Annotated in this window: 18 protein-coding genes and 2 tRNA genes; 13 read left to right on the top strand and 7 right to left on the bottom strand. The window is 56.1% G+C overall.

Features of this window, described 5'->3' with window-relative positions; all coding sequences use genetic code 11:
• Positions 1 to 27 precede the first annotated feature (27 nt).
• Positions 28 to 405: a VOC family protein gene (locus tag ACXAD0_RS13955; RefSeq protein WP_475089111.1), complete on the bottom strand. Its 378-nt coding sequence runs from the start codon at positions 403 to 405 to the stop codon at positions 28 to 30.
• Positions 406 to 407: 2 nt separating this feature from the next.
• Complete coding sequence (locus ACXAD0_RS13950; RefSeq protein ID WP_475089109.1) at positions 408 to 1,307, bottom strand: DMT family transporter; 900 nt, start codon at positions 1,305 to 1,307, stop codon at positions 408 to 410.
• A 279-nt stretch (positions 1,308 to 1,586) separates the two neighbouring features.
• Between ACXAD0_RS13950 and ACXAD0_RS13945 the strand changes: the two genes are divergently transcribed.
• A complete protein-coding gene (locus ACXAD0_RS13945; RefSeq protein WP_475089107.1) occupies positions 1,587 to 1,943 on the top strand; it encodes a hypothetical protein in 357 nt (118 codons plus the stop codon).
• An 18-nt stretch (positions 1,944 to 1,961) separates the two neighbouring features.
• On the opposite strand, the gene ACXAD0_RS13940 is transcribed toward ACXAD0_RS13945, so the two are convergent.
• Complete coding sequence (locus tag ACXAD0_RS13940; RefSeq protein WP_475089106.1) at positions 1,962 to 2,150, bottom strand: helix-turn-helix transcriptional regulator; 189 nt, start codon at positions 2,148 to 2,150, stop codon at positions 1,962 to 1,964.
• Complete coding sequence (locus ACXAD0_RS13935; RefSeq protein ID WP_475089105.1) at positions 2,147 to 2,572, bottom strand: hypothetical protein; 426 nt, start codon at positions 2,570 to 2,572, stop codon at positions 2,147 to 2,149. Before ACXAD0_RS13935 ends, ACXAD0_RS13940 begins: the two co-directional genes overlap by 4 nt.
• A 224-nt stretch (positions 2,573 to 2,796) precedes the next feature.
• Between ACXAD0_RS13935 and ACXAD0_RS13930 the strand changes: the two genes are divergently transcribed.
• The 10 genes from ACXAD0_RS13930 (at position 2,797) to ACXAD0_RS13885 (ending at position 10,962) form a co-directional block, all read left to right on the top strand.
• Positions 2,797 to 2,873 (top strand) — tRNA-Val (locus ACXAD0_RS13930).
• Between the two features lie 127 nt (positions 2,874 to 3,000).
• Entirely contained in the window at positions 3,001 to 4,926 is a 1,926-nt protein-coding gene (gene thrS, locus ACXAD0_RS13925; RefSeq protein WP_475089104.1) for a threonine--tRNA ligase, read from the top strand.
• A gap of 97 nt (positions 4,927 to 5,023) precedes the next feature.
• Positions 5,024 to 5,569 (top strand): translation initiation factor IF-3, encoded by a 546-nt coding sequence (gene infC / locus ACXAD0_RS13920; protein ID WP_475090392.1) that lies wholly within the window; start codon positions 5,024 to 5,026, stop codon positions 5,567 to 5,569.
• 143 nt (positions 5,570 to 5,712) lie between these two features.
• The gene (gene rpmI, locus ACXAD0_RS13915) at positions 5,713 to 5,907 is read left to right on the top strand and encodes a 50S ribosomal protein L35 (RefSeq protein ID WP_073271300.1); all 195 of its coding nucleotides are present in this window, start codon (positions 5,713 to 5,715) and stop codon (positions 5,905 to 5,907) included.
• A 36-nt stretch (positions 5,908 to 5,943) separates the two neighbouring features.
• Positions 5,944 to 6,303 carry a 50S ribosomal protein L20 gene (gene rplT, locus ACXAD0_RS13910; RefSeq protein ID WP_252082363.1) on the top strand — a complete coding sequence of 120 codons (360 nt, stop codon included), beginning with the start codon at positions 5,944 to 5,946 and terminating at the stop codon, positions 6,301 to 6,303.
• A gap of 199 nt (positions 6,304 to 6,502) precedes the next feature.
• Positions 6,503 to 7,516, top strand: coding sequence for a phenylalanine--tRNA ligase subunit alpha (gene pheS, locus ACXAD0_RS13905; protein WP_475089103.1), 1,014 nt, complete (start codon positions 6,503 to 6,505; stop codon positions 7,514 to 7,516).
• 60 nt (positions 7,517 to 7,576) lie between these two features.
• A complete protein-coding gene (gene pheT, locus ACXAD0_RS13900; protein ID WP_475089102.1) occupies positions 7,577 to 9,955 on the top strand; it encodes a phenylalanine--tRNA ligase subunit beta in 2,379 nt (792 codons plus the stop codon).
• Positions 9,956 to 10,106: 151 nt separating this feature from the next.
• Entirely contained in the window at positions 10,107 to 10,412 is a 306-nt protein-coding gene (ihfA, locus tag ACXAD0_RS13895; RefSeq protein ID WP_475089101.1) for an integration host factor subunit alpha, read from the top strand.
• Positions 10,393 to 10,749, top strand: a complete 357-nt coding sequence (locus ACXAD0_RS13890; RefSeq protein WP_475089100.1) for a MerR family transcriptional regulator — start codon at positions 10,393 to 10,395, stop codon at positions 10,747 to 10,749. The genes ihfA and ACXAD0_RS13890 overlap by 20 nt, the downstream gene beginning before the upstream one ends.
• A 136-nt stretch (positions 10,750 to 10,885) precedes the next feature.
• Positions 10,886 to 10,962: transfer RNA gene (locus ACXAD0_RS13885), tRNA-Pro, on the top strand.
• A 994-nt stretch (positions 10,963 to 11,956) separates the two neighbouring features.
• On the opposite strand, the gene ACXAD0_RS13880 is transcribed toward ACXAD0_RS13885, so the two are convergent.
• From ACXAD0_RS13880 to ACXAD0_RS13870, 3 genes are all read right to left on the bottom strand, one after another.
• Entirely contained in the window at positions 11,957 to 12,142 is a 186-nt protein-coding gene (locus tag ACXAD0_RS13880) for an SEC-C metal-binding domain-containing protein (RefSeq protein WP_475089099.1), read from the bottom strand.
• A 3-nt stretch (positions 12,143 to 12,145) separates the two neighbouring features.
• Positions 12,146 to 12,532 (bottom strand): SgcJ/EcaC family oxidoreductase, encoded by a 387-nt coding sequence (locus tag ACXAD0_RS13875; RefSeq protein WP_475089098.1) that lies wholly within the window; start codon positions 12,530 to 12,532, stop codon positions 12,146 to 12,148.
• A gap of 169 nt (positions 12,533 to 12,701) precedes the next feature.
• Entirely contained in the window at positions 12,702 to 13,121 is a 420-nt protein-coding gene (locus ACXAD0_RS13870) for a TraR/DksA family transcriptional regulator (protein ID WP_475089096.1), read from the bottom strand.
• A 261-nt stretch (positions 13,122 to 13,382) separates the two neighbouring features.
• On the opposite strand from ACXAD0_RS13870, the gene ACXAD0_RS13865 reads away from it, so the two are divergent.
• Together ACXAD0_RS13865 and ACXAD0_RS13860 are read left to right on the top strand one after the other, a co-directional pair.
• A complete protein-coding gene (locus tag ACXAD0_RS13865) occupies positions 13,383 to 13,988 on the top strand; it encodes a ZrgA family zinc uptake protein (RefSeq protein WP_475089095.1) in 606 nt (201 codons plus the stop codon).
• 3 nt (positions 13,989 to 13,991) lie between these two features.
• A complete protein-coding gene (locus ACXAD0_RS13860; protein ID WP_475089094.1) occupies positions 13,992 to 14,450 on the top strand; it encodes a Fur family transcriptional regulator in 459 nt (152 codons plus the stop codon).
• The last annotated feature ends 126 nt before the right edge of the window (positions 14,451 to 14,576 follow it).

Below are 14,576 nucleotides of genomic sequence, written 5' to 3'. Positions count from 1 at the left end.
GGCAGCCCCGGTGGCGTGTGCGGCAGGTTAGCCGCCCATATAAATGACATTGAGCTTGTTGCCGTCCAGGTCGCGAAAGTAGCCGCAGTAAAACTGGTCGTTCTCACCACGCGGCCCGGCAGCGCCCTCATCCTTGCCCCCCAGCTCCAGTGCTTTCGCGTGGAGCTTTTCCACCATTTCCTTGCTGTTGACTGCCAGGGCCACCATGTTGCCGTTGCCCACTGTGGCGGGGTTGCCGTCGAAAGGCTTGATCACACCGAGTGCGGGTTTATCGGGTGCAACCGCCCAAACGACGAGTCCTTCGCTATCCATCATGCGATGCGCGCCAATCTCTGCCAGCAGGGCATCATAAAACGCAGCCGCTTTGGGAATGTCGTTACTGCCGAGTGTCACGTAGCCGATCATAGTTACTCCTTGTTGTTTTTGGGGCGCCTCAACAGGCTGAGGCTGCCAATGATGATGACCATACCCACGATGTGGTAGAGCCCAAATGACTCATCGAGAATCCACGCCGCGGTGATCAGGGTAAACACGGGTCCGATACTGCTGATCGCGCCGGTACCGGCGGAGCCAATCCGCTCGATGGCTTCACTCATCAGTAATGTCGGGGCAACGGTGCAGGCAAATGCGACGATGAGCGCATAGCCGTAAACCTGCCAGGGTTGCTCCAGTCGTGCGAAGTCGCCCTGCAGGGTGAAGTGCACCATGATCGCCGCGCTCGCAGCGCACATTGCCATGACAGTGAATTGTTGGCTACCCAGCTGGCGGATGATTCTTTCACTGAAGGTCACAAAAATGGCGAAACTGAGGGCGCTGCCAAAAGCCAGCAGCGCACCCCAGGTCACCGGTGAAACGGTGACCCAGTCCGGTACGGCGATACCGGTACTAAAGTCCTGGTCTCGCCAGTAAATCAGCAGGATGCCGGCATAAGCACCGAACACGCAGAGCAGCTCCCGGGCCGTGGGGCGTCTTCCTAAAAACAGGAATCCCAGCAGTAATACCAGTGTTGGGTACAGGTAGAGAATCAACCGAGCGAAGTTCGCGGTGATATAGCGCAACCCCTGTAAGTCGAGATAGCTGGCAACGTAATAACTACAGACGCCCAGTAGCGAAACCTTTACCCAGGTTGCTACAGGTACCGGAACCCACTGATCTCGAATCAGGATGTGTGCCAGTACTGCGAGATAAAAGGGCAGTGCCAGGGTCATGCGCAACAGGATGAAGGTCTCAACATCGACCTCGTATCGATAGGCAAGCTTCACAAAAATCGCTTTCAGCGAAAACAGGGCTGCTGCGCCCAGTGCCAATAAAATCCCTGATTGATCGCGTGTGATCGAAAGTGTGCGGGTGACGTGCACCGGTTGTCCTTGATTGGCTATGGTAACGCTCGACACTCCGATAGATAGAGTGCGTTAGCGCATAGTACACACACTTCTGCTTTCGTTGAACGTCGCTCTTCGCCGCACTGACCAGAAGCGCCACCTGTCACGGGTAGTCTCCGTGACCGGGCAGTTGGTTGTTATCGAAAAAAACAGTCGCCCTTGACCCATACTGAAATAAGGCAGTCTGCAAGGCGGTAAGGTTTCATGTGGTTGGCATTGTTCGGAGCGGCACTGTTTACGATGGGGCTGCTCAATGTCGGAAACGTGCCCCTGGCACGGGCGTTGGAGCAGCATGATGAGGAGGCCTGGCAACGACTGGGGCGTCCCGCAGGGTTTTCCTTTGTCGACCTTGGCGCGACCTTGTCGCTGTTCAGCTGGGTGCTCAGTGGTCGGTATTCTCAGGCCAGTCACGCGGAAGTGCGCAGTCTCGGTGCCCGGGCATTTCTTCGCGCGCGCAAGGCGCTGCGATTGATGCAGGTCGGCGTCATCATTCTGGTTACCGGCTTGTTGCTCGCCCTGTTTGGTGTGTTGCCGCTTTGGGGGGCAGGGCTGATCGCCTAGCCCCCATCGATACCACGCTCAGTCCTCGAAGATTTCTTCAATTGATTTTTCGAAGAGCCGCGCAATTTTGAATGCCAGCGGCAAGCTGGGATCAAACTTGCCGGTCTCGATGGCGTTGATCGTCTGGCGCGATACGTCGAGCAGTTCCGCCAGATTGGCCTGTGTCCAGCTGCGCTCGGCGCGCAGAGCCTTTATCTGATTTTTCATGCGTAGCGTAGCCGTGCCTGCACAATACCAGCGGTGTAGCTGATGCCCAGGGCGGCCAGCAGCAGGGTGGCGCCGGGCTGCGGGATGAGTCCACCGGCGAATAGAATGGTGCTGCCGGAAAAGACGAGCAGTCCGCCGCCACAGGCCAGGGCCAGGGCCTCCAGTTGAATCTTGCGCTCCAGTTCATCGGCCCCGGTGATGAAATTCTTGTAGGCGCGCAAAAATCCCAACGCGAACACCAGATTGAATACGGTTGCGGCGAGCGTCATCCAGGCGCTGTCGAAGAGCCCCAGTCGGGCAGGGATGCCCGCTGCTGCCAGTGACAATACCCAGGCGACGCCCCACTTGAGTACCTGTCGTTCATTGCGGTTGTCGCTGTCGCGCAGTTGCGGTCCGCAGAGGGCTTTTAAGATTTTGTTCATGTCGACACTCCTGTGTTTTGTTTTGTAAAGCTTGCTTGACATGAACAATAGGGGTAATACGCAGTTTGTGTCAAGTATACTTTACAAAGTGTGTGTAGATCGCTGCGCCAGTAAGTCATTGTTATCCCACGGGAAAAAATCTCGCTTCGTGTGTTGAAATGCCAGAATCACGGTGCTAAAGTTCGCGTCCTCTGCAGCACGGGGCACCCCGGTTGCAAAGTTCTAGACCCGTAGCTCAGTTGGTTAGAGCGCTGCCTTGACATGGCAGAGGTCAGCAGTTCAAATCTGCTCGGGTCTACCATTTTCTCCCCTGGCGCTATGCGCTGGGTTCTTACAGGCCCACGAAGGGTCAGCTGCCCTGGCAATCAGAGCAGGGCAGGTAATCATGCGGTCTTTGGTAGGGATCGCCACTGATAGAAGGAAGTACAATGCCTGTTGTCACTCTCCCTGACGGTTCCCGTCGCGAATTTTCCAATGCTGTTTCTGTATTTGACGTTGCTGCGGATATTGGTCCCGGTCTCGCCAAAGCTGCGCTTGCGGGTGTGGTAGACGGTAAAGAAGTCGATACCAGCTTCGTTATCGAGCAGGACGCTGAGCTCGCCATTATTACCGAGCGCCAGCCAGAAGGTTTGGAAGTTATCCGTCACTCCACCGCGCACCTGCTGGCCCAGGCGGTCAAGCAGCTGTACCCCGGTGCCCAGGTCACCATCGGCCCGGTGATCGAAGACGGCTTCTATTACGACTTTGCCTACGAGCGCCAGTTTACGCCGGAAGATCTCGAGAAGATCGAGAAGCGGATGGAAGAGCTCGCCAAGGAAGATATTCCGGTTTCTCGCCGCCTGATGCCGCGCGACGACGCTGTGAAATACTTCAATGACATGGGTGAGGCCTACAAGGCTGAGATTATCGCCAGTATCCCCACCAATGAAGATATCTCCCTGTACAAGCAGGGCGACTTCGAAGATCTGTGTCGCGGCCCGCACGTGCCGTCCACTGGCAAGCTGAAAGCCTTCAAGCTGACCAAGGTGGCGGGTGCCTACTGGCGTGGCGATGCCAACAACGAAATGCTGACCCGTGTATACGGTACCGCCTGGGCCAACAAAAAAGAGCTCAAGGCTTACCTGCGTCGCATCGAAGAGGCGGAAAAGCGCGATCACCGCAAGCTGGCCAAGAAATTCGACCTGTTCCATATTCAGGAAGAGGCGCCCGGCATGGTGTTCTGGCACCCCAATGGCTGGACCGTGTACAGCACCGTTGAGCAGTACATGCGCGAGCGCCAGCGTGTTGCCGGCTACAAAGAGATCAAGACCCCGCAGATGGTGGACTTCTCCCTGTGGCAGAAGTCCGGTCACGCCGACAAGTTTGGCGACGACATGTTCACCCTCGAGAGCGAGGAGCGGAAGTTTGCCATCAAGCCCATGAACTGCCCGTGCCACGTGCAGGTGTTCAACCAGGGCTTGCGCAGCTACCGTGATCTGCCCCTGCGTCTGGCGGAGTTCGGCTCCTGTCACCGCAGCGAGCCGTCCGGCTCTTTGCATGGCCTGATGCGCGTGCGCGGTTTCGTGCAGGATGACGGTCATATCTTCTGTACCGAAGACCAGATCCAGTCGGAAGTGTCCGAATTTATGGATCTGCTGCACTCGGTGTACAAGGATTTCGGCTTCGAAGACGTGATTTATCGCCTGTCTACCCGCCCCGAGCAGCGGGTGGGTTCCGACGAGAGCTGGGACAAGGCCGAGAAAGCCCTGGCGCAGGCCCTCGATGAGGCTGGTCTACCATGGGAAGAGCTGCCCGGTGAGGGTGCCTTCTATGGGCCGAAGATCGAATTCTCCCTGAAGGATTGTCTGGGCCGGGTTTGGCAGTGTGGCACCATTCAGGTCGACTTCTCCATGCCGGGTCGCCTGGACGCTCAGTTCGTGGCGGAAGATGGCTCGCGCCAGACCCCGGTCATGTTGCACCGTGCGACCCTGGGTTCCTTCGAGCGCTTTATCGGTATCCTGATTGAGCACTACGAGGGCGCGTTCCCCACCTGGCTGGCTCCCCAGCAGGTTGCGGTGCTGAATATCACCGACCGCCAGTCCGACTATTGTCGTGATCTGGAGGAGAAGTTGGGTGCTGAGGGCTTCCGAGCGGCTGCCGACTTGAGAAACGAGAAAATCGGCTTTAAAATCCGCGAGCACACGCTTCAGCGTGTCCCTTATCTGCTGGTAATCGGCGATAAGGAAGTAGAAAGCCAGACGGTCGCCGTACGCACCCGGAGTGGTGAGGATCTCGGAACCATGACGTATGAGTCATTCCTTGAGATCCTTTCCCAGGATGTGGGACGTCGCGGCCGTAACTCTATTGAAGACTGATTAACAAGTTCCAGTCACAAGAGTAAAGGCGACAACGCTGCCGCCAGGGCGCACCGAGCTGGTCCTGGCGCTGCTTTTTATTGGGTAGACGGAGAAGATAGCTATTAAACGAGAGAGCAAGGGGCGTTCCAAGAAGGCCCGGATTAATGACCAGATTGAAGTGGCGCAGTTGCGCTTGATCGGTGCCGATGGCGAGCAGGTAGGCATTGTTTCCCTGGATGACGCCCTGAAAATGGCTCAGGAAGCCAGTCTGGATCTCGTTGAAATTTCGCCTGACTCCGACCCCGTGGTCTGCAAGATCATGGACTACGGCAAGCACGTATTCGAAGCCAAGAAGGCCAAGAACGCTGCCAAGAAAAAGCAGAAGCAGCAACAGATTAAAGAGATGAAGTTCCGTCCCGGTACTGATATCGGTGACTATCAAATCAAGCTGCGCAACCTGACTCGCTTCCTCGAAGCGGGTGACAAGGCAAAAGTTTCCCTGCGCTTCCGTGGCCGTGAAATGGCCCACCAGGAGCTGGGCATGGAAATGATGCAGCGTATTGAGAAAGATCTCGAAGAGCTGGGCACCGTCGAGCAGCGACCGAAAATGGAAGGTCGCCAGATGATGATGGTGATTGCCCCGCTGAAAAAGAAGAAGTGAGTCCCGGCGGGTAACCGCCGAGCCTCTTCTGGGAAGTGATCGGGCGACGGCTGCCTTCTCACTCCCATCGCGCTACCGGGTTCGCCCGGCAGCAGTAAACGCAGGTCTGCGCAAGCAGACAATTTTCATCAATGGAGTAAAAAATGCCGAAAGCAAAAACGCATAGTGGCGCCGCCAAGCGCTTCAAAAAGACGGCTGCGGGCTACAAGCACAAGCACGCGAACAAGAGCCATATCCTCACCAAAATGACCACCAAGCGTAAGCGTCAGCTGCGCGGCACCCAGACCATGAACAAGTCTGATGCCACCCTGGTCGATCGTATGCTGCGCGCCAAGTAATTGGCACACCGCTAACAGTTTTAAGAGGATAGAGTTATGGCCCGTGTAAAACGTGGTGTAGAGGCGCGTCGTCGTCACAAGAAAATTTTGAAGCAGGCTAAAGGTTACTACGGTGCGCGTTCCCGCGTATTCCGCGTAGCCAAGCAGGCGGTCATCAAGGCCGGCCAGTACGCTTACCGCGACCGTCGCGTTAAGAAGCGTAACTTCCGCGCCCTGTGGATCACTCGTATCAATGCCCAGTCCCGTGCTGAAGGTCTGAGCTACAGCCGTCTGATCGCCGGCCTGAAAAAGGCTGAGATCGCCCTGGACCGTCGCGTCCTGGCTGACCTGGCTGTATACGACAAAGCCGCTTTTGCTGCCGTAGTTGAAAAAGCGAAGGCAGCCCTCGCAGCTTAAGTTGCGTCTCAGTTGAAAGACTGAACAAAGAGTGGGGAAGGGCTGTCATGGCCCTTCCCCATTTTTTTAAGCGGAGTCACCCCAGTGCCATCCGCCGCGAGATAAAATGGCCCGCCCCAATCCATTCGGAGTAGGGGTTGGTCCCGGGTAAGCCAGTTGGCCCCCGCGAAGAAAAACGATGTCAAACGGAAACGATTCAATGCAAGACTTGCAGTCCCTGACCGAACAGGCGATCGGCCTGGTGGAAAAGGCCGAAGACCTGGCCGCACTCGACCAGGTGCGCGTGGATTACCTCGGTAAAAAAGGGCACCTGACCGCTCTGCTGAAAGGCCTGGGCAAACTGTCTGCCGAAGAGCGCCCGGCCGCCGGCGCGCGCATCAATGAAGCCAAGCAGCAGGTTCAGGAAAAGATCAACGCCCGTCGCGCCGCGCTGGAAGAAGCCGCCATCAACGCCAAGCTGGCCGCCGAGACCATCGACGTGACCCTGCCGGGCCGCGGTGAGACCCAGGGCAATGCGCACCCGGTGACCCGCACCCTGCGCCGCATTGAAAAACTGTTTGTCCGCCTCGGTTTCTCGGTGGAAGAGGGTCCCGAGATCGAGGACGACTACCACAATTTTGAAGCCCTCAATATCCCCGCGCACCACCCGGCGCGCGCGATGCACGATACCTTCTATATCGATCCCTCCACGGTGCTGCGTACCCACACCTCTCCGGTGCAGATCCGCACCATGGAGAAGGCTGCGCCGCCGATCCGCATCATCTGCCCGGGCCGTGTGTATCGTTGCGATTCCGATATGACCCACTCCCCGATGTTCCACCAGGTCGAAGGCCTGGTAGTGGACAAGGGCGTGAGCTTCGCGCACCTGAAGGGCTGCGTGGACCAGTTCCTGAAAGCCTTCTTTGAGGCGGATGTGCCGGTGCGTTTCCGTCCGTCTTACTTCCCGTTCACCGAGCCGTCTGCCGAGATGGATATCCAGTGCACCGCCTGTGGTGGTGAAGGCTGTCGCGTGTGTTCCGGCACGGGTTGGCTGGAAGTGGGTGGTTGCGGCATGGTGCACCCGAACGTATTTGCTTCCTGCAATATCGACAGCGACGAATACTCCGGTTTCGCTTTCGGTATGGGTGTGGAACGCCTCGCCATGCTGCGCTACGGCGTAAAAGACCTGCGGCTGTTCTTCGACAACGACCTGAGATTCCTCAAGCAGTTTTAACTGCAGCGTCGCGTATCGAAACCAGAACAGAAACGAACAGATTCGAGTTAGAGAACAACTATGAAATTCAGCAATGCATGGCTGCGTGAATGGGTTAACCCGCAGCTGACCCCGCAGGAACTCGCTGACCAGGTCACCATGGCCGGACTGGAAGTAGACGGCATCGAACCCGTCGCCGGTGAATTCTCCGGTGTGGTTGTGGGCGAAATTGTCGAGTGCGAACAGCACCCGGACGCCGACAAGCTGCGCGTGTGTAAAGTGCAGGGGCATCCGGAAGGCGAGATGCAGGTAGTCTGCGGCGCGCCCAATGCCCGCGTTGGGATCAAAATTCCATTTGCGCTGGTCGGTGCCAAGCTGCCCGGCGACTTCAAAATCAAGAAAGCCAAGCTGCGCGGTGTCGAGAGTTTCGGCATGCTGTGTGCCCAGACCGAACTGGAGCTGGGTGACGACAGCGACGGCATCTGGGAGCTGCCTGCCGACGCCCCGACTGGTTCCGATCTGCGTGACTATCTGCAGCTCGACGACGTGGCCATCGAAGTCGATCTGACCCCGAACCGCTCAGACTGCCTGGGCGTGGCCGGTATTGCCCGCGAAGTGGGTGTACTGAACCGCTGCGCCGTGCAGGGCCCGGACATTGCCGAGGTGCCCGCACAGATTGAAGACAGCCTGCCGGTCACCCTGGCCGCAGAAGAGGCCTGTCCGCGCTATGTCGGCCGGGTGATCCGCAACATTGATGTGAGTGCTGCAACCCCGCTGTGGATGCAGGAACGCCTGCGTCGTGCTGGCCTGCGCAGCATCGATCCGGTGGTCGACGTGACCAATTATGTGCTGCTCGAACTGGGCCAGCCCATGCACGCGTTCGACCTGAACAAGCTCGAGGGTGGCATCAAGGTGCGCCTGGCGGAGCAGGGCGAGCAGCTGACCCTGCTGGACGGGCAGGAAGTAACCCTGAATGAAGGCACGCTGCTGATCACCGATGAGCAGAAGCCGCTGGCCATGGCCGGCATTATGGGTGGCCTGGATTCTGCCGTTACCGGCGAGACCCGTGACATCTTCCTCGAGAGCGCCTTCTTCAATCCGCTGGCGATAGCCGGCAAGGCCCGTTCCTACGGCCTGCACACTGATTCCTCCCATCGTTTCGAGCGCGGCGTGGACTATCGCCTGCAGGAAACCGCCGTCGAGCGCGCTACCCAGCTGTTGCTGGATATCGTGGGTGGCGAGCCGGGTCCGGTCCATGTGCGTGAATTGAGCGAGCTGGTACCTGCCGAGCGCCGCATTACCCTGCGCCGCGCCAAGGTAGAGAGTGGCCTGGGTATCGCCATGGCCGACGATGAGATCGTCGACATCATCACCCGTCTGGGTCTGGAAATGCTCGAAGAAACCGCCGAAGGCTGGGTCTTCCTGGCGCCGAGCTTCCGTTTCGACCTGGGCATCGAGGCCGATCTGCTTGAAGAGCTGGCCCGAGTGTATGGCTACAACCGCCTGCCGAGCGTCTCCTTCGAGGCCGCACTGGAAATCCTGCCGGCGGACGAGAGCGATCTCGACAGCACCCTGCTGGAGAAAACCCTGCTGGCCCGCGGTTACAGCGAGGCCATTACCTACAGCTTTATCGACAAGTCGTCCTCTGAGCTGTTTGACCCGCAGGTAGCGCCAGTGGCGCTGCAGAACCCGATCAGTGCGGATCTGGCGGTTATGCGTACCACGCTGCTGCCGGGCCTGTGCAAGGCGTTGCAATACAACCTGAACCGTCAGCAGGAGCGTGTACGCCTGTTTGAGACCGGCCTGCGCTTTGCCCCGAACGGTGGTGAGCTGCAGCAGGAGCGAATGGTTGCCGGCCTTATTTACGGCCCGCGTTCCGCTGAAAACTGGACCGGTGACAAGGGTGATGTGGACTTCTACGACATCAAAGCCGATGTCGAGGCCCTGCTGAGCCACTGCAATGCCGATGCCGAGTTCCGCTTTGTAGCGGGTAAGCATCCGGCCCTGCATCCCGGCCAGTGTGCCGCCATCCTGCGCGGTGAGCGCCAGGTGGGTATTCTGGGTGCGCTGCACCCGCAGCTGCAGAAGAAGCTCGACCTGCCCAAGACCGCCTTCGTTTTCGAGCTCGGTGTTGAGGCATTGGGCGACGCAGCCCTGCCGGCTTTCCAGGCGCTTTCCCGCTTCCCGGCGGTACGTCGCGACCTGGCACTGCTGATTGATGCGGATGTACCAGCCGCCAGCTTGGTTGAATGTGCTGCCGCAGCCGCCGGTGAGAACCTGACAGACCTCAAGATTTTTGACGTCTATCAGGGCAAAGGTATTGATTTCAATAGAAAAAGTGTCGCTTTGGGGTTGACGTATCAGCATCCGTCACGCACCCTTAATGACGAAGAAATCACTGACTCGGTAGATGCAGTGGTTCGTGAGTTAGAACAACAATATAACGCCAGCCTGCGCTGACGGAGTCTTGGCTCCGGGGTGCAGACTGATTAACCCGGTGGTACTACGGGTTAAGGCACCCCGAGAGCGTCAGCGCCCGGGTGGTAAGTTGCCGCGGTAATGGGCCGCTTCCGAACCGACACTGGCGCCTCTGTATTACTTGGTAAAGACCATGTCAGAGGCACTGACCAAGGCCGGGCTCGCCGAAAAATTGTACGAAGAGCTGGGCTTTAACAAGCGCGAAGCAAAGGAAATCGTCGAATTCTTTTTCGAGGAAATCCGCAATGCGCTAGAGAATAATGAGCAGGTCAAGCTGTCCGGGTTTGGCAATTTCGACCTGCGTGATAAAAGTCCGCGCCCCGGGCGCAACCCCAAGACCGGAGAAGAGATTCCTATCTCCGCGCGGCGGGTTGTTACCTTCAAGCCGGGTCAAAAACTCAAGGCACGAGTAGAAGAAGATGCTGGAAGCGAGTCATAACAGCGAATTGCCGGCCATTCCCGGCAAGCGTTATTTCACCATTGGTGAGGTGAGCGAGCTGTGTGCAGTGAAGCCTCATGTGTTGCGCTACTGGGAACAGGAATTCCCGCAGCTCAGCCCCGTCAAGCGCCGTGGTAACCGTCGCTACTACCAACACCAGGATGTCATCCTGATCCGCCAGATCCGCTCTTTGCTGTACGAAGAGGGTTACACCATCGGTGGCGCTCGCCAGCAGATGGAAACGGGCAGCGAAAAGGCAGAAAGTGGTGATGTGAAGCTGCTGATCCCCGAGGTCATTGCCGAGCTCGAAGGCGTGCTGACCCTGCTCAGAACCTGATTTTCAAAAACCCCGAAACGGCGCAAATCCGGACTTGCATTCCCCGGTCACTGATGTATGATTTGCGCCTCCTCGCCAAGTGAGGCCTTAAAAATCAAGCACTTAGAGAATGCCAAGCGCCTGATTTTTTCCCAATCGGAGTGTAGCGCAGCCTGGTAGCGCACCACACTGGGGGTGTGGTGGTCGTCGGTTCAAATCCGGCCACTCCGACCATCTTTCAAAAAAGCCCGCTTTTTAGCGGGCTTTTTTGTGTCTTTAATTTAAGTCTGCTTTGCTTCTGTGGGGGGTAATCTATTGCAGATGATGCTTGGCAAAGTTTGCGTCGCCGCTTTATTAGGTTTCTACAATCTTTCCGGTTCTCGTTGGTTCCAGCGAACATCATGCTTTGTTGAACGCCTTGATGAAGTTCTTGGGGTGTTGGTGAAAACGAAAATGGTCGGGGATGTTCAGCTGCTTTAGCTTTTGTCGGAATGGCTTTGCGACATACCCTCAATCCCTAGTCAGGGTAGTTGTCTTATTCTCCGCTACCCATTGCTCAATTTTCTACAGTTATTTTTTCGGTTTTGGAAGGCTGAGTACGGTATCCCACACATTTTCCTGAAAGACAGCACCGCTGACAGCGCGTTGCACCGCATCTAGGAGGGCTTCGGTATCACTATGCGCGTTCGTCGTTTCAGATATCGCGAGTTCTCGATGGAAGTATCCTGCCCCCATTGAAACGCCATCGAGCGTTTTACCCGGAGTGACTACCATAACTTTGACGGACTGGGCTGACAGGTCCGGGGCCTGTGAAACAGGGATATGGTGGACAATGATCTCAAGGGTGGGGCCGGTGAGTGATCCCTCAACTGGCTCGCCAGTTACACCGAGTTTTTCAATTGTTGGGCGACGGCAGATTCCAGTGTTTGCTCCTTCACAAGTAAAGGGGGCAGGGGATTTTCGGTTGTATGAATTTGTACTCGGTAGTCCAACTCTAACGCCGTTACGTTAAGGCTAAATACCGTTAGTAATAGTGCGAATAACTTCTGCATTGCATCCCCGATTGGTCGATAGAGCATTGATCCTGGTCAATTATTCCATTGGGGGTGTTGGCGTGTAAAGATACCGAGAAAGCCCGCTAAATAGCGGGCTTTCTTGCTTCTGCGGAATCCGTCTTTTTCAGCACAAGCCGAAGGCAGCGAGAGAAAGTGGCGCTCGCGGGACTGGTTTATGCGTTCTTGCCGCAGCACTTCTTAAACTTCAGGCCACTCCCGCATAAGCAGGGGTCATTGCGGCCGATTTTCGGAAAGGCGCGAGTGGCAGGCTGTTGCGGTGGGCAGCAGCTGGTATCGCTACAGCAAGACTCGCTCTCTTTAAACTCATCGTTTTGAGCGATTTTGTTTTCTTCAGACATTTTTTACTTTTGTGTTGAAGTGGATGACTCGGGCATCTGTGAAGAGTGGTGCTCGATGATCAGCCAGCGCTGACCGCTCCAGCGGTAAGCAAAGGTGTAGCGTGCCTGAACAGTTGAGCCGTCGTTAAAGCTAAACGTATAAATACCGGAATTAATTGCGAGCTGGCCAAAAGTGCGGACATTTGCCTCGTCTATTTTTCCGCGCGGACCTCTTGCGAGAAAGTCTGTAAAGTAGTTTTCAATTTCCTTGTGGTTATGCCGAACTTCGTTCGACACTGTAGGAAGTAAGATGCCGTTGGTTTCGTAAAGGGCGGCCACTTGTTTAGGGTCGCCGGTTTGCAGGGCATTATTCCACTCGTCGAATAATGCCAGGACTTCAGAGTTGGTCATATCAAATATACAGGGCCTGAAATGTATTATTGTTGAATGTTTGATGAGAGACCGGGCAACGCCGGGCGCTGCTGCCGGAGATTATTTGCGGGAATCCGCTAAGCCCGCTGTGAATCGTCGCGTATTGTTACGTTCGTATTAGGTTTTGCTTCTCCGGAAAGTCGAGGCGCTATCGGAGCTTGCGGAAATTACGTTCCTTTTGTTCTTGTCGGCTTTTTTCTTCAAACGACAGGGTTGCGGTAGGGCGTAGCAGGAGGCGCTTCAGGCCAATCGGGTCACCACTGACCTCGCAGTAGCCGTAGTCTCCCTCGTCGATTTTATCGAGGGTGCGTTCGATCTTGCGGAGCAACAGGTATTTGCGCTGGGTGAAGCGCAAGCGCTGGCGACTTTCCTCTTCTGCTGCGGCGCGGTCAAGTTCATCGGCCGCTGCCAGGTCTGCTGCGGCAATGGCATCGCGATCCGCTTCGATCTCCGCCAGTGCTTCTTCCCTGAGTTCTAGAAGACGCCGGCGGAAGAAGTCCAACTGAACATCATTCATATAGTCCGATTCGGGCATCCGTAGCAGATCTTCCTCGCTGATCTGGGGCATAGGAACTCCTGGTATCACTATGGCTTTAGGCATTTGCTGGATATATGATATAACGTAACATTGCGACGGTGAAAGCCTCTATTTGGGCTGGCCTGACTCGATGAGGTTATCTGGTCATAACATAGTCGGGCAGGATCATGCCTCAGGTGACCGCTCAGTTGAATTGCCGGTTGCTGGCGATTAGCGGACGGCACCGGGCTCGATGTTCTCAGGTGCTGTGATGCATGCCACTTTTAACGGCTGATATTCCGGAGGGCGGAAATGAAGTTAAGGAATTTCCTTTTCGGCACACTCGTGCTGCCGTGTCTGGTGTTGGCACACCAGGACGATCATCAAGGAACCCAAGGCGATCAGCATGTCCATGACGATGTGGGAGAAGAACACCACAAGCATGGACATGATCACTCTCACAGGCACGCATCGGCGCATGTACATGGCGAAGCAAAGCTGGATATCGCTGTACAAGCGCAAATGATCTATATCGAATTTGAATCGCCTGCGGCAAATATTGTCGGTTTTGAACACGCACCGAAGAGCTCTGCCCAGCGTGGGCTTCTTCAGGACGCGGCTAACCTGCTGAGTACACCGGGTGATCTGTTCCAGTTTGGCGTCGCGAAGTGCCTGGAGCACAAAGTTACGGTAAGGATGCCCCACACCGGAGAGCAGCATGATGACTCGGTATCGCACTCTTCGGTCTATGCGAGTTATCAGTTTGAATGCGATGATCTGGCCCAGCTGGACGACCTGATGGTACAGCTCTTTTCACGTTTTCCCGCGTTGCAAAAGATTGCGGTGCAATGGATAGCCCCCCACGGGCAAGGTGCCGCAACACTCACAGCGAAAGCGAACAGATTCAAGATGCACTAAACGATGAAGCCGGACGATGTACAACTGGCCCTGAATTCTGCCGAAAAAATATGCCGTAACGCCGGGGCTCGGCTAACGGAAAAGCGCAAGAATGTACTTGGTGTGCTGCTGCGCGCAGAGATTCCTCTGTCCGCCTACGAAATTGTAGAGCGCTACAAGGTAGAGTGTGGTGAGCCAATACCGGCGATGTCGGTATATCGCATGCTGGATTTTCTCACTGAGCAAAATCTCGCCCATAAGCTGAATTCAGAAAACAAGTTTGTCGCTTGCGCGCATATCCACTGCGAGCACTCCCACAGGACGCCTCAATTCTTGATTTGCGGACGTTGTAACAAAGTGCAGGAGATCGGTGTGAATCCGGAAGTGATAGCTGCCTTGCGTGACACCGTAAAGGGGGCGGGATTTCTGTTGCAAACGTCGCAATTGGAGCTTGATTGCCTTTGTGATGAATGCGTTCAGTGATGCGAAGGATGTTGCGAGGGATGGTTGCTGACAATGCTATCCCCTCGGTTCCGGCCTCGCTAAAACTTAGAATAAGATCGAAAAAAAGTGAACAAAAACAAGTGGTTGTGGTCTCTTTACTCTGTG

It is taken from the genome of Microbulbifer sp. ABF4_148 (genome assembly GCF_056158985.1).
Note: the sequence above shows the minus strand (reverse complement) of the source record. Positions and strands in the feature narration are given on the sequence as shown.